Origin of the sequence: Duganella sp. sic0402, from assembly GCF_019219065.1 — a bacterium.
Lineage (GTDB): Bacteria > Pseudomonadota > Gammaproteobacteria > Burkholderiales > Burkholderiaceae_D > Rugamonas.
This window is the reverse complement of sequence record NZ_JAHUWK010000016.1, coordinates 1-23,465: the sequence shown is the minus strand read 5'-3', so window position 1 is coordinate 23,465 and position 23,465 is coordinate 1. Positions and strand designations below refer to the sequence as shown.

Below are 23,465 nucleotides of genomic sequence, written 5' to 3'. Positions count from 1 at the left end.
TTTAGCATATCACTTTGCCGCCAGCTGTGCCGCGCGGATGCCCCACCAGGCGGCTTCCTCGAATACCGAGAAGCCTGAAAGATCGGCATGCGCGAACAGGATAGGGCCATCCACCTCGCGCAGCGCCTTCATGCCGGCGTTGCTGCGGAAATTGGGCCACGGGACCGCCATCGCATGACCGCGCAAGGTAATGTCGACCCGCTCGATGCAGGACGCAAGCTGGCCTCCGTAGGCGGTCTTCAAATCGGCGCTGGCCAGCGCCAGCAGTTCTTCCGGCTTGGCCGATGCCATCCACCCGCGCGCGCTGCTGGCCTTGCGGTCGGACAGCGCAACATAGGCGCTGAACACGGTCTTCTGCGGCGGCTGCACACGGATATCCTGGTGCGTCGACACCACATAGCCCAGTCCCGGCTCGCTGTACACCACGTTATCCCACGACAGCGGCTGCGGGTTGACGCCACCCTGCAATTCTTCCGGAAAGCGTTTGAGCAGGAAATTCGCCACCATCCACGGCGCATATTCCGGCGCATGCTTCGCCGCGTCGAAACCGTATTCGCCGATGTTATCCACAACCCGCGCCGCCACATAAGCCGGCATCGCGCAGATAGCTTTGCGCGCGCGCACCAGATAGCTGGTCGGCTGGCCGTTTTCCAGCTTGAAGCACAGCGCCTCGACACCGTCTGCCGTTTTTTTCAGCGACACCGTGGTGCCCGCCATGCGCTTGACCGCTGCCAGCTTCTCGATACCGGCAGCCAGCGGCTGCAAGCCGCCCGGCCAGGTCAGCCAGGCGCCATCGCCCGCATTCGCGGCCTGCCCCCAGCGGCTACAGTAGTAATGCAGACCGGCCCACGCCGACACCTTGTCATAGCGCGTGCCGTAATCATCACGGCAGCAGTAATTCAGATACCAGTGCAGCGTTGGCGACTTGTAGCCGTTTTGATCCATCCACTGCTTCAGCGTGATGCGGTCCAGCGCCTGCCATTGCGGATCTTCCGACGACATCACGGTCGGGAATACGAACACCCGACGGCCATCCGCGCCATGCATCTGCCGCAGTCGCCGCACTTCCTCGAAGAAGCGCCTGTGCTCATCCAGCTCCCACTGCGCCACGCCGTCGGTGGGAATAAAGCCTTCCTGCCATTGGCCATTGAACAGTAGACGCTCTTCCGGCGCGTGCAGGATGAAGCGCTCGTCGTAATAAGGCTTCTCTGCATACGCATCCTTCTGGATGATGCCCAGGTCCGCCAGAATCTCGCGCACATGCGTGGATTCGGGCGACGGCAGCGGCAGATAGTGCGCACCGGTCGGGTATTCGTATTCGCCAAAAGCGCCGCCAGCCGCGTTGCCATATGGCTGCGGGCCATCGATCATCAGCACATCGGTCTTGTCCAGTTTTTTCAGCTTCCACGCGGCGGTAAGGCCGGCCACGCCGGAGCCGAGAATCGCGACATCGGTGTGGATAACTTGCGATGGCGGCGGCAACGCACGCTTGTCGCGCAGGAAGTGGCCCTCGTCACGGCCGACGTAATGCAGTGTCGGCGTAATCTCCTGCCAGCGCTGGAACGCCAGCCCGCTGCCAGCCACCGTGGCGCCAGTGGCGCCAGCCCAGACCAGGAAAGAACGGCGCAGCATCAGCGTATCACCCGGCGCCAGTCCTGCTCGAATTCATGCACGAGCGACTGGGTGTTGAGCCGGTTCGGCTGCATCGGCAGCGGCTTCATATCCGGCGGGAAGATGAACATCTCGCGCGTGGTGTCGGCATTCAGGTAGCGCATTGGCAGACGATAGCTGACCGGCGGCGTGTACGTGGCCTGCGGCGTGGCAAGAATAAAGCCCCACTCGCCGAACGAAGGCACATAGGCGTGATAAGGATAAGTCTTCATGCCCACCTCGCGCAGCGTCGCATCGATAGTCCAGTAAGCGTGCGGTGCAAAGAACGGCGACGTCGACTGCACCACCATCAGGCCATTCGCCGCCAGATGCTTGCGCACCATGCCGTAGAACGGCACCGAGTACAGCTTGCCCAGAGCGAAGCTGGAGGGATCGGGAAAGTCGACGATGACCGCATCGAACATATCGTCGTTATGCTGTAGCCACTGCGCCGCATCGGCGTTAACCACGCGCACGCGCTTGTCGCTGAAGGAAGCGTTATTCAGCTTGACCAATTCTTCGCGCTGCGTGAAGGCGGTGGTCATGGCCGGGTCCAGGTCGACCAGCGTAACGTGTTCGATATGCTGATAGCGCAGGATCTCGCGCAGCGCCAGGCCGTCGCCGCCACCCAGCACCAGCACCCGCTTCGCCCACGGCAGCGTCTCCAGCACCGGATGCACCAGCGCCTCGTGATAGCGGTATTCATCACGCGAGGAGAATTGCAGATTGCCGTTGATGTACAACCGCGTGTCGTCTTTCCAGCGAGTGATCACCAGCCGCTGATACGGCGTGGTGGTGGCGTAGACGATTTCATCGCCAAACAGCCCATGCTCGCCCCAGTGCGTCAGCTTGTCGGCAAATGAAAAACCGACCACCAGCACACACAGCACCGCGCTGGCGCGCAGCATGCGGCCGGTGACATTTTTCAGTTCTGTGCGAAACACGCTGATTGTCCACAGGGCCACGCCCACATTCAGCATGCCGAACAGGAAACCGGTACGCACCAGGCCCAGCGTCGGCGCCAGCACCAGCGGGAACAGCACCGACACCGCAAGCGCGCCCAGATAATCAAACGTCAGCACCTTGCTGACCAATTCATTGAAGGCGGTCTGGCGCTGGTTCAGCGCGCGCATCACCAGCGGCACTTCCATGCCGACAAAGGCGCCAACCAGGAACACCATGGTGTACAGCATGGTGCGGAACGGCGCCGCCATCCACGAGAACGTCATGAACAAAATCGCCGCCGACAGGCCGCCGACCAGGCCTACCGCCAGCTCGATATCGACAAAGCGCGCCAGCACGTCTTCGTCCTTTACGTACTTGGAGAAATGCGCGCCCACGCCCATCGCAAACAGGTAGCATCCGATAATGGTGGAGAACTGCAGCACCGAGTCGCCCAGCAGATAGCTGGACAAGGCGCCGGCGATCAATTCATACGCCAGGCCACAGGACGCCACCACAAACACGGACAGGATGAGAATCTTTTTGTTCATTTAGCTCGTTTGCATTATTATCAAGTAATAACTTTACCTGAAGGTGCGCCGTGCCCGCCATCCTAAACTATCTGATACACCTGTTACTGGCTGCTTTGCTGCTGGCGGTGTTCTTTAAAGCCTACACCTGGATGACGCCTTACGACGAGGTAAAGCTGATCCGCGCCGGCAATCAGGCGGCGGCGCTATCGCTGGGCGGGGCGCTGATAGGTTTTTCCATCACCATCGGTTCGGCGCTGATGCATACACTGGATTACCAGCAGTTCCTCGCCTGGGCGTTCGGCGCCATGGTGATACAGGGACTGGCGTATGCGATCACCACGCGCGTGCTAAATATGTCCAAAGACCAGATTGAAGCCAACAACACGGCGTTCGGCGGCCTGCTGAGCGCGATTTCCATTTCCATCGGCGTGATCAACGGCGCCTGCATTTCCTAAGCGAGGACCATCATGGGTATCGGCAGCTTTATCAAGAAGCAGTTTATCGATGTATTGCAATGGAACGAGGACAGCGAAGGCGTGCTGGCCTGGCGCTATCCGATGGCGGACCAGGAGATCCAGAACGGCGGCCAGCTGGTGGTGCGTGAATCGCAGGTGGCGGTGTTCGTCAACGAAGGCCAGGTGGCCGACGTGTTCGGCCCCGGCACCCACACGCTGACCACGCGCACGCTGCCAGTGCTGACCAACCTGAAAAACTGGGACAAGCTGTTCGACTCACCGTTCAAGTCGGATGTCTACTTCTTCAGCACCCGCGTGCAGACCGGCCGCAAATGGGGCACGGCGCAGCCGATCACCATCCGCGACAAGGACTTCGACATGGTGCGGGTGCGTGCCTTCGGCATGTATTCCTACCGCGTGACCAATGCGCGCGCCTTCTTCACCGAAATCAGCGGCACCCGCGAAATCTATACCCGCGACGAGGTGGAAGACCAGCTGCGCGGCATCCTGATGGCGACCATGGCCAGCTCGCTGGGCGCGTCGCAAGTGCCCTTCCTCGATATGGCCGCCAACCAGGCCTTGATGGCGCAGCAGGTCAAGGGCGACCTGACCACCGCATTCGCGCGCTACGGTATCGCGCTGGATGAATTCAACGTGGCCAGCGTCAGCCTGCCGGAAGAACTGCAAGCGGCGCTGGACGAGCGCATCTCGGCCGGCATGAAGGGCGGCATGAGCGCGGACAAGATGGCTGGCTTCACCAAGTACCAGGTGGCCAGTTCGATTCCGCTGGCGGCCGGCAATGAAGGCGGCCTGGCAGGCATCGGCGCCGGTCTGGGCGCGGGCATGACGGTCGGCCAGGTGATCGGTCAGACGCTGGGCAGCACGCTGGCGCCGCAAGCCGCCGCCCCTGCAGCAGCAGCGGCCGAGGACTCCATCGAAGCGCGCCTGGAAAAACTCAAAGGACTGCTCGACAAAGGCTTGATCTCGGCCGCCGACTACGACAGCAGCAAGGCAGAACTACTGAAAAAACTGATCGGCTAACACTGCATGCAAATCGTTTCCTGTCCCAGCTGCGGTGCGGAAGTCAAATTCCGCTCGCACGCCTCGGTCATGGCGGTGTGCGAGTATTGCAGCACGCGCGTGCTCAAGGACGCCGACGCCGTCAAAGACCTGGGCAAGATGTCGTCCGTGCTGGAGGACTATTCGCCGATCCAGATCGGCACCGCCGGCGTGCTGGGCGGCCGGCCGTTCACAGTGGTCGGGCGCATCCAGCTACGCTATTCCGCCGGCATGTGGAACGAGTGGTTCCTGTTCTTTGACGACGGCAAAACCTCGTGGCTGGGCGATTCGTCCGGCATGTACACCATCACCGCCGAATACCAGGGCGAGCCGCAGCCCCTGCCTTTTGACGACCTGGTGCCGGGCCGCAGCTACCAGATCGGCAATGGCCTGTACACGGCAGCCGAAGTGCGCGTGGCCGATTGCGTCGGCGGTCAGGGCGAGCTGCCCTTCAAGGTCGGCGATGGCTATCAGGCGCGCGTGGCGGATTTCCGCCGTGGTGCGGAATTCATCACCCTCGATTATTCGGATGGCCCGCAGCCGGTGGTCTACACCGGCATTGCGGTCACGCTGGACAGCCTGCAATGCCAGCTGCTGCGCGACGACGACACCATCCAGCGCGCGGCCGGCCGTTATCGCGGCAAGCTCGATGCGCTCGACTGCCCGTCCTGCGGCAGTCCGATCAAATACCTGCCCGGCGTGACCGCCAACCTGGTCTGCCCCGCCTGCGCCACGCAAATCGACGCCGCCAGCCCGGAGGCGCAAGTGGTGGCCGCCGGTGAGCGCGTAGCCGCTGTGCCGTTGACCATCGAACTGGGCGCCACCGCCAAAATCAACAACCAGGACTTCACCATCATCGGCATGATGCGCCGTGCCGACGACGAGGGCACGCAATGGAACGAATACCTGATGTATGGTCCGCGCGCCGGCTTCTCCTGGCTGGTGGAGACGGACGAAGGCTGGTCCGGCGCCAATGTGCTGTCGGATTGGCCATTGACGTACACGCCGGGCGCCGCCACGGTGCTTGTGGATAAAGTGCAGTTTTCGCGCCTGTACGATTACGGCGCGGTGGTGACCTACGCGGTGGGGGCGTTCAACTGGCGCGTCAGCGTCGGCGACAAAACCCAGGTGGAGGAATTCCAGGCCGGCCAGCTGCGCCTGGCGGCGGAAACCACGCCGCAGGAAATGACCTGGTCGCGCTCCGCGCCGGTGTCGGCCGACCAGCTGGCGCAGTGGTTTGGCGCGGCCTTCAAGGGCCGCGTGAAATCGCCGTCAAAGAACAAGCCATTTGCCAACAACCGCCATCGCACCGCCGCCAAATACATCATCTGGTTCATGCTGGCCGTGAATGCGATTCCGCTGCTGTTTAATTTTTCCAATACCTGGTTCCTGAGCGCGATCGCCGCGCTGGCCATCTACCTGCCGGCGACCTTCCTTGATAATAATGACCAAGCATGAATAGATTTTTTATCTACGCCATCATCGTCGTGCTGTTCAGCGCCGGCAGCAGCTGGACGCGCATGGCGGGCGGCAGCAGCTCGGGCAGCGGCCTTCGCGGCAGCGCCTGGAGTTCGCACACCGGCGGTGGCGGTGGCAGCTGGGGCGGCGGTTCGGGCGGCGGAGGCCACAAGTGAAGCGTGAATCCCTGCCGGCCGATGCGGCGGCGCCGGTGGCGCACGCGCCGTCCGGCACGCATGTGCTGGCCGACCTGAATGGCATCGCTGCCGAAAAATTAAGCGACTGCGCGGCGCTGGAAAGCCTGCTGCGCGGCGCCGCCGAAACTGCGGGCGCGCGTGTGCTGTTCAGTCATTTTCATGCGTTTGGCGAAGGCCAGGGCGTGACCGGCGTGGTGCTGCTGGCCGAATCGCACATTACGATACACACTTGGCCGGAATGCAGCTTTGCTGCGGCCGATATCTTCATGTGCGGCAGCGCGCAGCCTGAGTTAGCGCTCGCTATCATCAAGAAGGCTTTGCAGCCTCAGTCTGCTCATGTGCATACGGCACGGCGCGGGCCGCCAGTTTCCTGAGCAGCGCAGGCAGGAAGATAATCAGCGCGTCGATCAGCACATGCGCGATCATGCAGGCGACCAGGTCGCGCTGCCACAGATATAAGCCAGTCAGCAGGCTGCCGCCGAACATCACGCCGATCAGATGCCCCCATGACCAGCCGCCCAGGTGTGCCAGCGTGAACACCGTCAGCGGGACCAGTGCGGCGATCCACAGGCTGCCGGTCAGTTCATACAGGCGTTCGATCGGATAGCCACGGAACATGATTTCCTCAGTGACCCCGGCGGTGATGACCACCGCCCAGCGGAACCACGCAGGTGTGGCCAGCAAGCGCATCAGACCCGCCTCCGAGTCGGCCGGCACAGCCGCCTTGCCGCCCTTGCTGGCCTGGATCACCGATATCACCGAGGTGCTTAAAATCGTCATCCCCAGTGCCGCGCCGATCAGCCACGCCAGATAATTCCCCCACACGATGCCGATGCTGGCCAGCGTGCGCTGCTCCCACAGCAGCAGCACCGCCAGCACGGCCAGGCAGCCGCCCCAGGCCTTGAGCAAGTGCGAACGCGGTTCGATGGGGCCGGGCCGGCCACGCTTGAGAAAGGCAAACAGCGACGTCAAGCCCATCGCCAACAGCAGACCGGCGATGGCTGCGATCATGCGGCGGCCTGTTGCGCGGCCAGCGCCGCGTCTTTTTCGGCGGCGGCAATGGCGGCTGGCCGGCTGTTCACGCGCGCCACGTACTGTTCGATCACCGGCAGCTTGGGAAGGATGCCGAACATCAGCATCCAGCCGAAAGCAGTGCCCCACAACACGTCCAGCGCGCTGAACTGTTCGCCCAGCAGATAAGGGCCTTTGCCCAGCTGTTCGACCAGCGTGTTGAACATGGTGTCGAAATCGCCGTAGTGGCAGGCTTGCTTGTCGGCCGGCTTATTCTTCATCCACTGGTCAACGATAGCTGGCTCGAAACAACTGCCGTAGAAGGCCATCCAGCGCAGGTAGGGGCCGCGCAGCGGATCGCCGAGCGGCGGCGCCAGCTTCGCCTCGGGGAACAGGTCAGCCAGGTACAGATAGATCGCCACCTGCTCAGTGACGACAGCGTCGCCGTGGCGAATCGCCGGCACCTTGCCCATCGGGTTGACGGCCAGGTAAGCGGCTTCGCGGTTCTCGCCTTTCTTCATGTTCATCACATGCAGCTGGTAAGGCGCGTGCAGTTCTTCCAGCAAGGTCAGCACGCCGGTCGAGCGCGAGTACGGGCAGTGGAACAAGGTCAGTTGCTGATTCATGCGTTTCTCCTGGGTGGTGGTGAAAAACTCACGATAACTCTTGCTAAGATGGGGGTCTTGTAAAAACGCGAACGCCTTATGACAACCCTGCAGACAACGCCGCAAAGTGTACCTCGTCCTACCCGCGGTGTGGTTAATCCGGCGGCTGGGGAGAAGATATTCCGGCTGGAACGCTATCTGCCGGAGGCTGACCTGGCGCCTTTTGTAGAGCACTTCTGGCTGGTGGCGTGGACGCTGCCGGATGGCGTGACGCATGTGCAGCGTACCCTGCCCTCGCCTTGCATCCATGTGGTGTTCGACGCCGGCCGCACGGCGGTGTTCGGCGTGGTGACGGGGGCGTTTGAATACACGCTGCGCGGCAGCGGCCGTGTGCTGGGCCTGCGCTTCCGGCCGGGCGCGTTTCGCGGCTTCCTGCGGCAGCCGGTGCAGACCGCCACCAACCGCGAGCTGCCGCTGTCCGCCATCTTTGATTGCGATGACGCCGAGGCCGAACAGCGCGTGCTCGGCGCGCCTGACGACGCGGGCATGGTGGCTGCCGCCAGCGCCATCATCCGCACCGCCCTGCCGGCGGTTGATCCGCAGACCGAACGCATTGCTTTCATCCTGGACGCGATCCAGCACAATGCCGATATCACGCAGGTGCAGCAGTTGGCCGACCACGTCGGCATCGGCGTACGCAAGCTACAGATGCTGTTCAAGGACTACGTCGGCGCCACGCCCAAATGGGTCATCCGCCGCAACCGCCTGCTGGACGCCTCCGACCTGCTGGCCAAAGGCAGCGACATCGACCTGGCCGCGCTGGCCCAGCAACTGGGCTACTACGATCAGGCCCACTTCACCACCGACTTTGAAAAGCTGGTCGGCAAGCCCCCCGCCGACTACCGCCGCAGCTGCAAGGACCCGATATGATGCGCCGCTTCAAACAAGTCGACGTTTTCACCACCACGCCGTTCAAAGGCAATCCTTTGGCCGTGGTGCTGGATGCGGAAGGACTCAGCACAGAACAGATGCAAGCCATCGCGCGCTGGACCAATTTGTCTGAAACGACCTTCGTGCTGCCGGCCACCGATACCAACGCCGACTATCGCGTGCGCATCTTCACCACGCAGGAAGAGTTCCCCTTCGCCGGCCATCCAACCTTGGGCACCGCGCATGCCTTGCTGGAGGCGGGACTGAAAGCGAAAACGCCGGGCGTGCTGGTGCAGGAATGCGGCGTCGGCCTGGTCACCGTGCGGATCGCTGACGATGGCGGCCTGGCCTTCCGCGCACCATCAGCCCGGCTCGATGCGATGGACAGCGAGCTGCTGCCGCTGCTGCGGAAAACCTTGGGTTCGCCCGCCTTGGACGATGCTCATCCGCCGGTGGTCGCCAACATGGGCATCTGCTGGCTGGTGGTGCGGCTGGAGACGGCGGCGGACTGCCTGGCCGTGATACCTGACGCGCTCGCGCTGGATGAGCTGATGCGGCGTACCGCCAGCAATGGCGTCGCAGTCTATGCACCACACCCTGCCGGCGGCCCGGCGGACTACGAAGTCCGCGCGCTGTTCCTCGAGAACGGCATCCAGATCGAAGATCCGGTCACCGGCAGCGCCAACGCCTGCATCGCACGCCTGCTGCCACCAGAAGACTATCGCGCCCGCCAGGGCACGGCGCTGGGCCGTGATGGCCGGGTGACGGTACGCTATCTCGATGGCGAGCCGTGGATAGGCGGTCACTCCGTCACGGTCATCGACGGCACGCTGGCGTCCGGGGATTGACGCAGTGGTCGTACTAAGCGCTACTCAGGAATAGCAGAGTTTGGGGCGGTCGTCGCTTTACGCCACAGCACCGGCAGGCACAGTGTGTACAAGCCGGCGCCGACCAGCCACACCAGGCCAGGGAAAGCACCGCGTGAGGCAAAGTACAGCGCGCTGATGCCGACCGGTCCGATCACCGACGCAATGCTGGCGCAGCTTGCCAGCACACCCTGCAATTTTCCCTGTTGATCAGATCCAACGCTGCCCGACACCAGTGACTGCAAGGCCGGCAGGCCAATCCCGCCAACGCAGAACAAAGGCATCAAGGCAAACGCCACCCAGCCGCTGGTGGCAAGCGCCAGCAGCACATACGCTGTGCCGTCGGAGACGATGCCGATCAACATCGCGCGGCGTTCGCCCCAACGCTCCGCGATCGGGCCGGCGACAAAGGCTTGCGCCAAGGCGTGAAACGCCCCGAAGCCGGCCAGTGAGATGCCGATCGTCAGTGCATCCCAGGAGAATTTGTCTTCGCCATACAGCACCCAGATGGTCCCGCCGATTTCGCCGACCAGCACCAATATCACGTAGACTCCCAGTAGTGGCAGCAGCGCCTTGAAGCTGGCGGCCCAGCGCAGATTAGCCAGTGGGTTGTAAGAAGCCGGAGTCGCGTCCGTACTACGCGTATGCGACTCCTTCACCAGCCACCAGGTCAGCAGCAGATTGATCGCATTCATCGCAGCGGCGGCCAGAAATGGCGCACGCAACCAATAGGCGCCGAGCAGTCCGCCGATCACCGGGCCGATGATGAAGCCGATACCAAAGCACGCACCCAGCTGGCCGTAGCGGCGCGCGCGTTGATCTTCCGGCGTGACGTCGGCAATGTAGGCGGAGGTGACAGCCATGCTGGCGCCGGTGATGCCGGCAATCGCCCGGCCGGCAAACAGCAACGCCAACGACGGCGCCATCGCCATGAACAGATAATCCACCACCGCGCCAGCAAGCGACAGCAACAGTATCGGACGACGGCCAAAGCGGTCACTCAGCACGCCGAGTATCGGCGAGAAAATAAACTGCATCAGCGCATACAGTCCGGTGAAAGCACCGAACTTCCAGCCCAGATCGGTAGTATGACCAACCTCGCGCATCAGCTGCGGAATGATGGGCATGGTCAGCCCGATCCCCACCGCACTCAATACGACGGTGGCAAAAATAATGGCAAGCGCACGATTCATCTTCTTATTGTTTTGATTAAATGGACGCAGATTATAGAAGCGCCACCTCTCTTAAGATGTGCCGGCGATCACATTCAAGTAGTGCTATTACGTTGCTATTTTTTCGCACATTCGAAATGAATTTCGGAAGATGGCATACGGGCAAACGGGATCGCGTTCTTGGCGTCACTACTCAGCAAAGCCAGTGCGCCACCTTTCTGATCGCAAAATTCATTTGCCTCTTTCAGTAAATCGGCCTTGATGGTAGCGCCGCTCACGAATACGCCTCCAGCACTGGTCTTCGTCAACATATAGGTATCCTTGCCGGTTGCAATCGGACCGCTGGAAGCGCAACCAGCCAATATCAGCGTGAGTGCTGCATAAGAGAGTAATTTTTTCATTATTTTGATGAGTATGGGATAGGGCCACAAAAAAGGCAGCCGCAGCTGCCTTTTCCACAACGGGGCAAAATTAAGAACTACCAGTCTTCTTTCTTCGGCTCACTGCTGGCTGCCGGCGCAGCTTTAGCAGCAGCAGCTTTTGCTACAGCCTTCGGCTTGTCAGCTGCTGCCGGAGTATCAGCTTCTACCTTGGCTGCGACCGGCTTAACAGTCACTACTTCGCGCAGCTGCAAAGCACCGGGCGCTACGCCATCCAGTTTGGCGCCAACGTTTTCCAGCACGCCGTAGGACAGCTTAGGCGTCACCCGATTAATCACCACTTCGCAGCAGACCGATTCCATGTTTCCCAGCGACTGGCCAGTCTGCGGGTCCTTGATCTCCTTGCCCTGCAAATAGATCTTATAGCGTGCACCTTCCACCACCGAGCTACCCCCCTGGCTCAGCACGACATTGATGCCGTCGCGTTCCACGACGCTAATCGGGAAAGTCTGCAACAGAATCGCTTCCGACGAACGTTTGACGATCTCGGCCTGCATATTGCGCAGCGTTGCGCCTTCATCGATACCTTGGCTCAAGGTGGTCGGTGCGATCGATGGCGCAGTACCTTGCAACGTCGCCGATTGCAGAATCTGGCGTGTCGCCAGGTTGATCATACGCTGCGAGACCGACCAGCCGCCGGAGTAGCTGACCAATTCACGATCCGAGGTTTGCAACTTGCGCGCGTGTTTCTCGTAGCTCAGATTATTGATCACACCAACCCACACCAGATCGGCGCTCAACGCCTGGCCCAGCTTGGCAAAGTCGGTATTCACGGTCTGACCAGAACTGATCATGTCCAGTTCACTTTGCAATTCGCCTTCAAACTGACGATCCAGCACGGTGAAACGACCGCTCTGCGACAAGCTATCGATGATCTGCTGGCGCAGGCCATTCAACACCTCGGATGCAGGCACATTGCGGCCACCGATATTGAAACTGCTACGGTCAGAGCGCAATGGCGCCACGACAATCTTGATCTTGCCGCTGTCCGCCGGTGCTTTAAACTTGGCAATCTTGGCTGCGATATCCACCGTGTACAGGCCGCCTTTGCTGGCAGGCGCAGTCACCTTCACCACCTTGAACGACGACACCAGCCCTTTCGATTGCGTAACGATCTGTTCTGCAAAGTGGCTGCCCTGCACGGTAGCCGTGGCCTTCAGGCTATCGCTACCATCCGAGGTTTCCACGTCCAAATTGGCGGTCACCTGTGAGAAGGTGTTCAGGTTGGCGGAGCTGGCGTTGACCGTCGTGCCATTGACCTGCATGATCGCGGTTTTCAGCGCATCGTTAATCGCAGCACCCGGCGTCATGCCGCTGCCGCTGGCGCTGACATCCACCTGCTCGACCTTGCCCACGTCCGGCACCTGGGTCAGATTAGGACCGGCGGCAGGTGTTTCCTTAACCGGTGCTGCTTCTTCTTTTTTTCCACATGCCACCAAACCCAGGCACAACAGACTAACCATCGCTAATTTTTTCATCGGCGGTACGTTTCCTCAAAATAAAAAAGAGCAAGGCGCCAAGCGCCCTGCTCCATGAACACCAGCGATTACAGCAACGCAGTTGCGTCGTTGGCTTCTTTAGGTACGGGAATGTTGTTAGCTTTGGCAAAGTCGATTGCCATTTTCAGCGTATGGCCGAGATTCTTGACGGAGTCCGGCAGACCCTTAACCACGTACAGCGCGGAACCGGCCGCGTTACCGATAGACGACACACTAGGCTTGAAACCGGAGACATCTTTGCTCATGCCGACGTATTGCACCAAACCCTTGGCCAGGTCAACCAGACCGTCAGCAAACTGCTTCTTGCTGGCCGCATCCATTTCGATTTTCTTGCCACTCAGTTTTTCTTCCAGCGCTTTGCTGCTGGCAGTCTGTACCGCGTTGGCTTCTTCCAGCGAATTTTTCGTGGCGCCTTCCGTCAGATTCTTGGCTTGCACCGAGGCTTTCTCCGCCTCATCCTTCAAGCCGACTGCCGCCAGCATATTGGCGTCAGCGCGCATCACGCTTTGCGTACCGCCAACGTACTTGGCGACGATCTGCTCCGCAGTCGCACCACCGCTACTGCCGCCGCCAATGCCGAGACTCTTGCCCAAACCGCCCAGTTGCGCCGAGGCGATGCCGGAGACCAGTACCAGGGTGACGCCAGCGATGGCTTTGACGTAAGAACTTTTCATAAAGAGTGCCTTTTCTTATTTAGAGAGATGGTCGATCAAACAGGCAGGCAGCGTATCGACAGTCAGCTGCCTGCAACAACAGCGTCGTTAGTGAATGCCACCGGCGTTCAGGCGGCTGACGATTTCCTTGGCAGCCAGCAGCGATGCATCTTTGAGTGCCTTGGTCGTGGCAATGGCGTTGTCAGGCGCGACGGCAAAGTACTGCACTGGCGGCACCGACGCCACTTCACGCGGCAGCGCGCCGCTGACATCGAGCACACGGCCAGTTACCGTGACTGCCACACGTTGCAAGCCGGTGGATGGGTCTTGTGCGGCGACGCCAACATCAAAGGTCGCCAGCACGAACAATGGCACACCGGCCTTGCGCAACGACAGCACCAGCGCGCGCATGGTCGACGGGGTCAGGTCGCTGCCCTTGGAAAAGTCGGCGTTGACCGATTTCATGTCGCCATCAGCCAGCACGAAGTCCGGATCGGCCACCTGGAAGCCGGATTGCGAGAACACGCTGGTCACAGCGGTCTTGTGGCTCGCCATCGACAGCATGCGGTAGGAAGTCTCATCCGACTTGCGATTGGTGCTGCCACCCGTTTCCACATTGATGCTCTGATTGACCGACACCTTGCTGGTTTTTTGCTTCGATGCGCTGGTGGAGATATTGTTACCCTGGATATTTTCACCCTCGCTGCCACGCGTGGTGCCGCTGGCTTTGACATCACTGTCGAGCTTGACCTCGGCACGCTTGACGACGCGATCATCGAACGATTTGACGGCCGCCACTTCACGGCCCAGGAACACATATACCATCGGCGAATTGCCCGCCGGACCAGCTTGACTAGCTTTGCTGGCGCTACGCAAAGCGATGCGCAGCTTGGCCACATTCAGCTCGGTGCGGACAGCCACTGAATATTTGCGCATACCAGGCTGATCCTGTTCATTCAGCACCGTGGTGCTCATGATGAATTTGTCGAGGTTCTCCTCAATCTTGGACTGGATGGCATCGAAGTTTTCCGCTTCGGCTTCACCGGCTTCGGCGAAGTAGCGCTCGATCGATGCCACTTGGGCCGAGCGGTAGGCGCGATCCTTGTCAGCCTGGCTGACCACGTTGGCATAACTGACGGTGCCCACGCCTTTTGCGTTCACAACTTGCGCTTGCGACGACAATGACAGCAGCGAGGTAATCAGCAACAGCAGAATTTTTTTCATTATTTAGTAGCCTTTAAAATTGCACGGGATGCTTCGACTTGCTTGGTGATGTCCTTGGCTGCTGCCGCCGTAGTGATCCATTTCAGGTCGCCCTGTCCAAGCGCATCGGAAAACTTCAGGAACAGGCCACGTAACGCGGCTTCGTAAGCAGGAAAGTCATCGAGGTCGAGCTGATTGGCAGGCACCACTTTGACCTCGCCATTTTTCAGATCGGAATGAACAAAGTCGGTATTCAGCGCCGGCTCGAAGAAGCGAATATTGCCGTACACGCCGTAGACATACGAGGCGCCGACATTGTTTTCACCGGTTTTGATTTTGGCGAACTTGTTCAGCGCGACATCGAACAGGTAATCGCCCTCACCGACTTTCAGATCCAGTGCGTCGCCGTTATCCAGGCGGAACGACATCGAACCCAGCGCATGTCCCATGCCGGTTGGCAGCAGCGACACGCCCAGGCGTGCAGTCAGAATCGAGCCGAACGCATCTGACACCATCTGTCCTGCCAGTTCCGGATTGCCACGGATCGCGGCCGGCATAACGCTCATCGCTTCCGGCGTCAGCTTCGCGTGGCGTACCTGGATGGTCTTGGTGCCAGGCGCAGGCAGGCGCGCTGCCGCCAGACGGCGGGTAAACTGCGTCAGCAAGCCGCCATTATCGGTACGCAGCAGCAAGTCTTTGACATAGTTCTCCACCATGGCTGGCGTCGGTGGCTGCGCGCTGGCGTCAAAGACCACTACGCTGACCGGATAGCTGCGCACCACGCTTTTGCTCTTGTAGTCAAAGATCAGCGTGTCGGCACGCAAACTGACAAAGGTCTTGTAGTAGTTGCCAATGTGCTCGGTGGAGACCGTTTCTCCGGTCAACACCAGCACCGCCATCAGCGCCTGATCGGCGCTTTTCAGATTGATCAACGTATCGCGCGGTGCGTATTCCAGCGCCGGATGCTCGGCCGCGTAAGCGCGCTCGATGGTGATACGTGACAGCGACTGGGCCGGATCGGCCGCTTTCATCGCCTTCTCGATGCGAGCAGCGTTAGGGAAGCGCTCGCCCACGGTGGCATAGTCGCCGGCAAACGAGAAACCGGCAAACGTGATCGCTTGCGCCCACACGGGTGCGGCTAGAAGCGACGTCAGGGAAAAAAGCAATGCAAGGCAGGTACGATGGACAACAGCGCGACGATAGGCCAATGAAACTCTCCGAAATACAGCTCTGCAGAGTGAAAATTTCGGATGAACCGTAAAAATTTCCGGCAGATATTAATTTATTTTCGGAAATTATTGCATATTGACATCGCAATAAAACTAACCAATTGTCACAGCAGTGCGAAAACGTCTGAGCATAAAAAAAGGCAGCCGAAGCTGCCTTTTTTGCTGTGTTGCTTGCTGCGTTGCTTAGCGCTTGTCGCGCAGCTTGGCGATTGCTGCCAGCTGGCCGATGGCCGCTGCCAGTTCGGCTTGCGCTTTCGCGTAGTCGATGCCGGAGCTGTTGTTGGCCAGCGTTTCTTCAGCGCGTTTCTTGGCCGCTGCCGCTTTGGCTTCGTCCAGATCCGCACCGCGAATCGCGGTATCTGCCAACACCGTTACCGTGCCCGGCTGCACTTCCAGCAGGCCGCCGGCGACGAAGACGAACTCTTCTTCCGACTTGCCTGGGATCTGGATGCGCACCGCGCCCGGACGGATACGGGTAATCAGCGGCGTGTGCTTAGGGTAGATACCCAGCTCGCCCTGCTCACCCGGCAACGCGACGAATTCGGCTTCGCCAGAGTAGATCAACTCCTCTGCCGATACCACGTCAACGTGAATAGTGTTTGCCATGTGTGTCCTATCGGGTGGAACGCCCCGGCCTTGCGACCGGGGCGAACAACTCAACTAATTAGTTGAGCTTCTTGGCTTTTTCGATAGCTTCTTCGATCGTGCCGACCATGTAGAACGCTTGCTCTGGCAGGTGATCCAGTTCGCCCGAGGCGATCATCTTGAAGCCCTTGATGGTGTCTTTCAGCGACACGTACTTACCAGGCGCGCCGGTGAACACTTCAGCAACGTGGAATGGCTGCGACAGGAAACGCTGCATCTTACGTGCACGCGCGACCAGCAGTTTGTCTTCCGGAGCCAGCTCGTCCATACCCAGAATCGCGATGATGTCACGCAGTTCTTTGTAGCGCTGCAGGGTGCCCTGAACAGCGCGCGCGGTATCGTAGTGCTCTTGGCCAACGACCAGCGGGTCCAGCTGACGCGAGGTCGAGTCCAGCGGGTCCACCGCAGGGTAGATACCCAGCGAGGCGATGTCACGCGACAGCACCACGGTCGAATCCAGGTGACCGAAGGTGGTCGCTGGCGATGGGTCGGTCAAGTCATCCGCTGGCACGTAAACGGCCTGGATCGAGGTGATCGAACCGGTTTTGGTCGAGGTGATACGCTCTTGCAGACGGCCCATTTCTTCGGCCAGGGTAGGCTGGTAACCCACTGCGGAAGGCATACGGCCCAGCAGTGCGGATACTTCGGTACCGGCCAGGGTGAAGCGGTAGATGTTGTCGACGAAGAACAGAACGTCTTTGCCTTCATCACGGAACGCTTCCGCCATGGTCAGACCGGTCAGCGCGACGCGCAGACGGTTGCCTGGTGGTTCATTCATCTGACCGTAGACCATCGCCACTTTCGAGTTGGCTGGGTTTTCCAGGTCAACCACTTTGGCGTCAGCCATTTCGTGGTAGAAGTCGTTACCTTCACGGGTACGCTCACCAACACCGGCAAACACGGACAGACCCGAGTGTGCTTTAGCGATGTTGTTGATCAGTTCCATCATGTTCACGGTCTTGCCTACACCTGCACCGCCGAACAGACCGACTTTACCGCCTTTAGCGAACGGGCAAACCAGGTCAATCACCTTGATACCGGTTTCCAGCAGATCCTGCGATGGCGACAGCTCGTCGTATGCAGGTGGCGCGCGGTGGATCGAAGCGATCTGGTCGTGAGCGACCGGACCGCATTCGTCGATCGGGTTACCCAGCACGTCCATGATGCGGCCCAGGGTAGCTTTGCCCACTGGCACCATAATTGGCTTGCCGGTGTTCTGGATTTGCATGCCGCGACGCAGACCGTCCGACGAACCCAGAGCAATGGTACGCACAATACCGTCACCCAATTGTTGTTGTACTTCCAGCGTCAGCTCGGAGCCTTCCATCTTCAAGGCATCAAATACCTTGGGCATTGCGTTGCGTGGAAACTCAACGTCAACCACCGCGCCGATACACTGAACGATTTTGCCATCAGCCATGTTCGTTCCTTCAAATATAGTTAAATTCGTTTAAACCGCTGCCGCACCGGCGACGATTTCGGAGAGTTCTTTGGTAATCGCGGCTTGGCGGGTCTTGTTGTAGATCAGTTTCAATTCACCGATCACACTACCTGCGTTGTCGCTTGCCGCCTTCATCGCCACCATCCGCGCCGATTGCTCGGACGCCAGGTTTTCCGCTACCGACTGGTACACCAGCGCTTCTACATAGCGCTCCAGCAGTTCGTCAATCACGGTTGCTGCGTCTGGCTCGTAGATGTAATCCCAGTTGTGATTACCTGCGTCAGCCTGTTTCTTCGCAGCAGGCAGCGGCAGCAGTTGTTCAACCACTGGCTCCTGTTTCATCGTGTTGATGAACTTGGTGTAGCACAGGTAAACCGCATCCACCTCGCCGCTCTGGAATTTTTCCAGCATGACTTTGACGGGGCCAATCAGTTTTTCCAGGTGCGGGGTGTCGCCGATCTGGGTTACTTGCGCAACCACCGGAACGCCGACGCGATTCAGGAAACCCAAACCTTTGTTACCAATCGCAACAGCAGCAATCTTGTTGCCGGCTGCTTCCAGCTCGCGCGATTTGTTCGTCACCAGACGCAGGATATTGGTGTTCATGCCGCCGCACAGACCTTTATCGGTCGTGACCACGATGAAACCAATCGCCTTGGCCGCATCCTTGGCTTCATCGGCCAGGAATGGGTGCGTGTACTCTGGGTTTGCGTTGGCCAGATTAGCAGCGATGTTACGAATCTTCTCACTGTAGGGACGGGCGGCGCGCATGCGATCCTGCGCTTTGCGCATTTTCGATGCGGCAACCATTTCCATCGCCTTGGTGATCTTCTTCGTATTTTCTACGCTTTTGATCTTGCCACGTATCTCTTTGCCTACTGCCATGAGTCCTTACTCCTTCTGCGCTGAAGGCGACCCAGGGTTACCCCCAGGTCGCCAAGCTAACTTAAAATGCGCCGGATTTCTTGAAGTCGGCAATGGCGGCCGACAGCGTTGCTTCGCCGTCTTTGTCCAGTTGCTTCGACGATTCAATCTTCGACAGCAGGTCAGCTTGTTTGGTCTTCAGGTACGCATGCAGGCCGGCTTCGAACGACAGTACTTTCTTGACTTCGACGTCGTCCAGGTAGCCCTTGTTCACTGCGAACAGCGAAGCGGCCATCAGCGAGATCGACAGTGGCGAATACTGCTTCTGTTTCAGCAGTTCGGTCACGCGTGCACCGCGGTCCAGCTGTTTGCGGGTCGATTCGTCCAGGTCCGATGCGAACTGCGCGAACGCAGCCAGCTCACGGTACTGCGCCAAGTCGGTACGGATACCGCCGGACAGGTTTTTGATGACCTTGGTCTGAGCAGCACCACCAACGCGCGACACCGAGATACCGGCGTTAATCGCAGGACGGATACCAGCGTTGAACAGCGAGGTTTCCAGGAAGATCTGGCCGTCGGTAATCGAAATCACGTTGGTTGGCACGAATGCCGACACGTCGCCTGCCTGGGTTTCGATGATCGGCAGTGCGGTCAGCGAACCGGTCTTGCCGGTGACGGCGCCGTTGGTGAAGGCGGACACGTAGTCGGCGTTCACGCGCGCTGCGCGTTCCAGCAGACGGCTGTGCAGGTAGAACACGTCGCCTGGGTAAGCTTCGCGGCCTGGTGGGCGGCGCAGCAGCAGCGAGATCTGACGGTAAGCAACAGCTTGCTTCGACAGGTCATCGTAGACGATCAGTGCGTCTTCGCCGCGGTCGCGGAAGTATTCGCCCATGGTGCAGCCGGAGTAGGCCGAGATGTACTGCATCGCAGCCGATTCCGACGCGGAAGCAGCCACCACGATGGTGTACTCCAGCGCGCCGTGCTCTTCCAGCGAGCGCACGATGTTCTTGATGGTCGAAGCTTTTTGGCCGATTGCAACGTAGATGCAAGTCATGCCCTGGCCTTTTTGGTTGATGATCGCATCAACCGCTACCGCCGACTTACCAGTCTGGCGGTCGCCAATGATCAGCTCACGCTGGCCACGGCCAATTGGCACCATCGCGTCGATCGACTTCAGGCCGGTCTGCATAGGCTGCGACACGGACTCACGGGCGATAACGCCTGGAGCGATCTTTTCGATAGGCGAGGTCAGCTTGGCGTCAATCGCGCCTTTGCCGTCGATCGGCTGGCCCAGTGCGTTGACCACGCGGCCACGCAGTTCTGGACCGACTGGCACTTCCAGGATGCGGCCGGTGGTTTTGACGGTGTCGCCTTCCGAGATGTGCTCGTAAGCACCCAGAATAACGGCGCCGACCGAGTCGCGCTCCAGGTTCATTGCCAGACCGAAGGTGTTGCCTGGGAATTCCAGCATCTCGCCCTGCATCACTTCCGACAGGCCGTGAATGCGGACGATACCGTCGGCCACGGAAATCACCGTGCCTTGGTTACGTACTTCAGCGCCACCATCAAGGCCTTGAATACGGCTCTTGATCAGCTCGCTGATTTCAGATGGGTTGAGTTGCATACTAACTAACTCCTAAATAGGGTTTCTCTCAGCTTGCGCGAGATGAAGAATCTGTTCTAAGCCGGCCGCTGATTACGCGACCAGTGCAACACGCATTTGCTGCAGCTTGGCGCGCACCGAAGTGTCCAGCACTTCGTCGCCGACCACCACGCGCACGCCACCGATCAGGGCTGGGTCCACGGTCACTACCGGGTTCAGCTTGCGGCTGAATTTCTTTTCCAGCGTCGCGATCAGCGCGCTCACTTGCGCAGCGTCCAGCTCGAAGGCACTGGTGATCTCGGCATCCGCAGCGCCTTCCGCAGCGTTTTTCAACGCCAGGAATTGCGCGCCGATTTCCGGCAGCAAACTGATACGACCGTTTTCGATCAGCATCGCCAGGAAGTTATTGGCTTCCTGGTTGACTGGCGTTTTCACCAGGGCCTTGAAGGCGGCGACGATATCGCTGTCCGACGCTTTCGGGTTGCGGGCAAATGCTTGCACCTCGGGGTGGGCACCGATCTGCGCCAGTTCGGCGACCAGCTCGGACCACGCCGCGAGGGTGAACGATTCCTTACCTGCTTGGGCTACGCGGAAGAGGGCTTCCGCGTAGGGACGGGCGACGGTTGCGTTTTCTGCCATGATTACAGCTCGACAGACAGGCGCGACAACAGTTCGGCGTGGGCCGAGGCGTTGACTTCGCGCTTGAGGATTTGCTCGGCGCCCTTCACAGCCAGGTCAGCCACCTGAGCGCGCAGCGCTTCGCGCGCCGTCGCCAGTTGCTGCTCGGCTTCAGCTTTAGCTTGCGCAATGATGCGACCGGCTTCTGCTTGTGCATTCGCTTTGATTTCTTCCGCTACCAGTTGCGCGCGCTTTTCAGCGTCGGCAACGCGTTGCGAAGCTTCTTCGCGTGCACCGGACAGCGCTTCGGCGGCGCGCTTTTCAGCGACCACCATGGCTTGCTGGCCCTGGTCGGCAGCGGCCAGACCATCGGCGATGCGCTTGGCACGCTCATCCAGCGCTGCGTTCAGCGATGGAAATACGAACTTCATCGAGACCCAGACCAACACCGCGAAGGTGATCATCTGGCCGAGAAGAGACATATTGATGTCCATACCTATGCTCCTAACTAAAAGTTTCTCCTAGGGTGGAGCAGATTACTGAGCGACGGTTTGCAGAGCGGCCAGGAATGGGTTGCTGAAGGTGTACAGCAGAGCGATACCAACGCCGATCATCGAGATCGCGTCCAGCAGACCAGCGATAACGAACAGTTTGGTTTGCAGTTGTGGCATCAGTTCTGGTTGACGAGCCGAAGCTTCCAGGAATTTACCGCCCAGAATGGCGAAACCCAGAGCGGTACCGATAGCGGCCAGGCCGATGATGATAGCGGCTGCCAGAACGGTCATGCTTTGTACTTGTGCGATCAGAGCTTGCATTGAAATTTCTCCTAAGATTTAAAAAAGACTACAGATACTAAAAGGTTAAAAACGAAATAATTAGTGCTTCTCAACCGCAATGGCCAGATACACAACCGTCAGCGCCATGAATACAAACGCTTGCAGGGTCACCACCAGAATGTGGAAGATCACCCACGGACCACCGAGCAGCCACTGTGCCCACCATGGCAGCAGAGCGATCAGGATGAACAGCAGTTCGCCGGCATACATATTGCCGAACAAACGCAGCGACAGCGACAGTGGCTTGGCCAGCAACTCGATCAACTGGAAGGCCAGGTTGACCGGCGCCAGGATGATGGCCATGAAGCCATGCGCATGGAACGGCGCGGTCAGCAGCTCTTTACCCCAGCCGCCCAGACCCTTGGCTTTGATCGAGAAACCAATAATGCACAGCATGACGCCGAACGACATGCCGAAAGTGTGGTTGACGTCGGCGGTCGGGACGACGCGCAGCTTGTGGACGCCAAAGAAGCTCAGGATTTTAGGCAGCAGGTCGACTGGCAGGAAGTCCATGGCGTTCAGCAGCCAGACCCAGCAGAAGATGGTGATCGCCAGCGGGGCGATCACCTTGCTCTTGGCGTGGAACGCCGAGTTGACCACGTCGTTGACCAGTTCCATCACGGCTTCGACGAAGTTTTGCAGCTTGCCCGGTACGCCGGCGGTGGCGCGGCGCGATGCCATGTAGAACACACCGAGGAAAACCAGGCCCAGAATGGCCGAAACCCAGAACGTGTCCAGGTTAAACATGCCGTCGGCCGACTTCAGGTGGCTCAAGTGGTGCTGAATATACTCAATATTTGTGGGCGCTTCGTGCCCTACGTGTTCAGTGGTCATAAAAGTATAAGATTTTGGTGATTAAACTGCGAGCAATGCCAGCCAATAAGCGAAGGTCGACACCGCGAAACCCAAGATCAGCCATAACCATGCGGCCGACTGAAACAACGCTAGTGCGACAATGAACAGCACTACCGTGATAAAAATCTTTGTCACTTCGGCGCGCACATGCGCGCGAAAGGCTTTTTTGGCATCATTTGTTCCGCCCGCAACAATCATCGCGTACATCAGGCTCCCGATGACTGCGATTGCTCCGCCATAGGCGGCCGACCAAGCTTTGTTTACTCCGCCGATATTCCAGGCGAGCAAGGCGAATCCAGTGGCGATGGCGAACTGGAGGGCGACGATGCGGTACACCGGCTTCGAGATGCTCGTCGAATTACTCACTGCGAGCCTCCTTAAAAACCGATTAAACCTCAAAAGACGCGTGATTATATGTGTCTTTCATGTATCACGTCAAACATGCTGCACCGCAGCAGAGCGTTTAGTGCACGAATGAGACGCTTTTAGAAACATTTCAACCGTCTTTGCACCAAGTTGGAATCAGATACCAATCCGGGGTCAGTTCCGCCAAACGTACACGAACTCATGTACATTTGGCAGAACTCGTATATTGAGCATACCGCCCCATCATCGGATAAAGTGGTAGAGGCGGCCAGGCAGGGTGATGCCGATCGGAATTTGGGCCATTGAGCCCGTGGGTCAGATTGGTACCCCTGCCT

Annotated in this window: 26 protein-coding genes; 7 read left to right on the top strand and 19 right to left on the bottom strand. The window is 59.4% G+C overall.

Features of this window, described 5'->3' with window-relative positions:
• Nucleotides 1-9: 9 nt before the first annotated feature.
• Together KW842_RS25645 and KW842_RS25640 are read right to left on the bottom strand one after the other, a co-directional pair.
• A complete protein-coding gene (locus KW842_RS25645) occupies nt 10-1,632 on the bottom strand; it encodes an NAD(P)/FAD-dependent oxidoreductase (protein WP_218306959.1) in 1,623 nt (540 codons plus the stop codon).
• On the bottom strand, nt 1,632-3,143 hold the full coding sequence (locus KW842_RS25640; protein ID WP_218306958.1) for a polyamine aminopropyltransferase: 1,512 nt from the start codon (nt 3,141-3,143) through the stop codon (nt 1,632-1,634). Before KW842_RS25640 ends, KW842_RS25645 begins: the two co-directional genes overlap by 1 nt.
• 50 nt (nt 3,144-3,193) lie before the next feature.
• Here KW842_RS25640 and KW842_RS25635 point away from each other — a divergent pair, with 50 nt between their 5' ends.
• The 5 genes from KW842_RS25635 to speD are packed head-to-tail and all read left to right on the top strand — an operon-like array spanning nt 3,194 to nt 6,668.
• Nucleotides 3,194-3,580, top strand: a complete 387-nt coding sequence (locus tag KW842_RS25635) for a DUF350 domain-containing protein (protein ID WP_218306957.1) — start codon at nt 3,194-3,196, stop codon at nt 3,578-3,580.
• Between the two features lie 12 nt (nt 3,581-3,592).
• Nucleotides 3,593-4,621 (top strand): SPFH domain-containing protein, encoded by a 1,029-nt coding sequence (locus KW842_RS25630; RefSeq protein WP_218306956.1) that lies wholly within the window; start codon nt 3,593-3,595, stop codon nt 4,619-4,621.
• 6 nt (nt 4,622-4,627) lie between these two features.
• Nucleotides 4,628-6,097 (top strand): DUF4178 domain-containing protein, encoded by a 1,470-nt coding sequence (locus KW842_RS25625; RefSeq protein ID WP_218306955.1) that lies wholly within the window; start codon nt 4,628-4,630, stop codon nt 6,095-6,097.
• Nucleotides 6,094-6,273 (top strand): hypothetical protein, encoded by a 180-nt coding sequence (locus KW842_RS25620; RefSeq protein ID WP_218306954.1) that lies wholly within the window; start codon nt 6,094-6,096, stop codon nt 6,271-6,273. The genes KW842_RS25625 and KW842_RS25620 overlap by 4 nt, the downstream gene beginning before the upstream one ends.
• Nucleotides 6,270-6,668, top strand: a complete 399-nt coding sequence (gene speD, locus KW842_RS25615; RefSeq protein WP_218306953.1) for an adenosylmethionine decarboxylase — start codon at nt 6,270-6,272, stop codon at nt 6,666-6,668. The genes KW842_RS25620 and speD overlap by 4 nt, the downstream gene beginning before the upstream one ends.
• Here the strand turns inward: speD and KW842_RS25610 are convergent.
• Together KW842_RS25610 and KW842_RS25605 are read right to left on the bottom strand one after the other, a co-directional pair.
• Nucleotides 6,601-7,305 carry a CPBP family intramembrane glutamic endopeptidase gene (locus KW842_RS25610; RefSeq protein ID WP_218306952.1) on the bottom strand — a complete coding sequence of 235 codons (705 nt, stop codon included), beginning with the start codon at nt 7,303-7,305 and terminating at the stop codon, nt 6,601-6,603. The genes speD and KW842_RS25610 overlap by 68 nt on opposite strands.
• Nucleotides 7,302-7,931, bottom strand: coding sequence for a glutathione S-transferase family protein (locus KW842_RS25605; protein WP_218306951.1), 630 nt, complete (start codon nt 7,929-7,931; stop codon nt 7,302-7,304). The genes KW842_RS25610 and KW842_RS25605 overlap by 4 nt, the downstream gene beginning before the upstream one ends.
• A 78-nt stretch (nt 7,932-8,009) precedes the next feature.
• On the opposite strand from KW842_RS25605, the gene KW842_RS25600 reads away from it, so the two are divergent.
• Both KW842_RS25600 and KW842_RS25595 read left to right on the top strand, forming a co-directional pair.
• The gene (locus KW842_RS25600; RefSeq protein ID WP_218306950.1) at nt 8,010-8,840 is read left to right on the top strand and encodes a helix-turn-helix domain-containing protein; all 831 of its coding nucleotides are present in this window, start codon (nt 8,010-8,012) and stop codon (nt 8,838-8,840) included.
• Nucleotides 8,837-9,688, top strand: a complete 852-nt coding sequence (locus KW842_RS25595) for a PhzF family phenazine biosynthesis protein (protein WP_218306948.1) — start codon at nt 8,837-8,839, stop codon at nt 9,686-9,688. The genes KW842_RS25600 and KW842_RS25595 overlap by 4 nt, the downstream gene beginning before the upstream one ends.
• 20 nt (nt 9,689-9,708) lie before the next feature.
• Here the strand turns inward: KW842_RS25595 and tet are convergent, their stop codons facing one another.
• From tet to KW842_RS25520, 15 genes are all read right to left on the bottom strand, one after another.
• On the bottom strand, nt 9,709-10,899 hold the full coding sequence (gene tet, locus KW842_RS25590) for a Tet(A)/Tet(B)/Tet(C) family tetracycline efflux MFS transporter (RefSeq protein WP_218306947.1): 1,191 nt from the start codon (nt 10,897-10,899) through the stop codon (nt 9,709-9,711).
• Between the two features lie 95 nt (nt 10,900-10,994).
• Nucleotides 10,995-11,279 carry a hypothetical protein gene (locus tag KW842_RS25585; RefSeq protein ID WP_218306946.1) on the bottom strand — a complete coding sequence of 95 codons (285 nt, stop codon included), beginning with the start codon at nt 11,277-11,279 and terminating at the stop codon, nt 10,995-10,997.
• Between the two features lie 77 nt (nt 11,280-11,356).
• Nucleotides 11,357-12,796 carry a CsgG/HfaB family protein gene (locus KW842_RS25580; RefSeq protein WP_218306945.1) on the bottom strand — a complete coding sequence of 480 codons (1,440 nt, stop codon included), beginning with the start codon at nt 12,794-12,796 and terminating at the stop codon, nt 11,357-11,359.
• Nucleotides 12,797-12,864: 68 nt separating this feature from the next.
• Nucleotides 12,865-13,491: a hypothetical protein gene (locus KW842_RS25575; protein WP_218306944.1), complete on the bottom strand. Its 627-nt coding sequence runs from the start codon at nt 13,489-13,491 to the stop codon at nt 12,865-12,867.
• A gap of 87 nt (nt 13,492-13,578) precedes the next feature.
• The gene (locus tag KW842_RS25570) at nt 13,579-14,694 is read right to left on the bottom strand and encodes a hypothetical protein (RefSeq protein ID WP_218306943.1); all 1,116 of its coding nucleotides are present in this window, start codon (nt 14,692-14,694) and stop codon (nt 13,579-13,581) included.
• The gene (locus KW842_RS25565) at nt 14,694-15,803 is read right to left on the bottom strand and encodes a hypothetical protein (protein ID WP_218306942.1); all 1,110 of its coding nucleotides are present in this window, start codon (nt 15,801-15,803) and stop codon (nt 14,694-14,696) included. The genes KW842_RS25570 and KW842_RS25565 overlap by 1 nt, the downstream gene beginning before the upstream one ends.
• 282 nt (nt 15,804-16,085) lie before the next feature.
• Nucleotides 16,086-16,508, bottom strand: coding sequence for a F0F1 ATP synthase subunit epsilon (locus KW842_RS25560; RefSeq protein WP_090188658.1), 423 nt, complete (start codon nt 16,506-16,508; stop codon nt 16,086-16,088).
• A 58-nt stretch (nt 16,509-16,566) separates the two neighbouring features.
• Complete coding sequence (gene atpD, locus KW842_RS25555; RefSeq protein ID WP_092280724.1) at nt 16,567-17,967, bottom strand: F0F1 ATP synthase subunit beta; 1,401 nt, start codon at nt 17,965-17,967, stop codon at nt 16,567-16,569.
• Nucleotides 17,968-17,997: 30 nt separating this feature from the next.
• Nucleotides 17,998-18,873 (bottom strand): F0F1 ATP synthase subunit gamma, encoded by an 876-nt coding sequence (gene atpG / locus KW842_RS25550; protein WP_218306941.1) that lies wholly within the window; start codon nt 18,871-18,873, stop codon nt 17,998-18,000.
• A 61-nt stretch (nt 18,874-18,934) separates the two neighbouring features.
• Nucleotides 18,935-20,476, bottom strand: coding sequence for a F0F1 ATP synthase subunit alpha (atpA, locus tag KW842_RS25545; RefSeq protein WP_218306940.1), 1,542 nt, complete (start codon nt 20,474-20,476; stop codon nt 18,935-18,937).
• A 72-nt stretch (nt 20,477-20,548) separates the two neighbouring features.
• Complete coding sequence (locus tag KW842_RS25540) at nt 20,549-21,094, bottom strand: F0F1 ATP synthase subunit delta (protein ID WP_218306938.1); 546 nt, start codon at nt 21,092-21,094, stop codon at nt 20,549-20,551.
• Nucleotides 21,095-21,096: 2 nt separating this feature from the next.
• Entirely contained in the window at nt 21,097-21,567 is a 471-nt protein-coding gene (locus tag KW842_RS25535; RefSeq protein WP_090188640.1) for a F0F1 ATP synthase subunit B, read from the bottom strand.
• 42 nt (nt 21,568-21,609) lie between these two features.
• Nucleotides 21,610-21,888 carry a F0F1 ATP synthase subunit C gene (gene atpE, locus KW842_RS25530; protein ID WP_090188637.1) on the bottom strand — a complete coding sequence of 93 codons (279 nt, stop codon included), beginning with the start codon at nt 21,886-21,888 and terminating at the stop codon, nt 21,610-21,612.
• 60 nt (nt 21,889-21,948) lie between these two features.
• Entirely contained in the window at nt 21,949-22,743 is a 795-nt protein-coding gene (gene atpB / locus KW842_RS25525) for a F0F1 ATP synthase subunit A (RefSeq protein WP_218306937.1), read from the bottom strand.
• A gap of 21 nt (nt 22,744-22,764) precedes the next feature.
• The gene (locus KW842_RS25520; RefSeq protein WP_218306936.1) at nt 22,765-23,130 is read right to left on the bottom strand and encodes an ATP synthase subunit I; all 366 of its coding nucleotides are present in this window, start codon (nt 23,128-23,130) and stop codon (nt 22,765-22,767) included.
• Nucleotides 23,131-23,465: the final 335 nt, after the last annotated feature.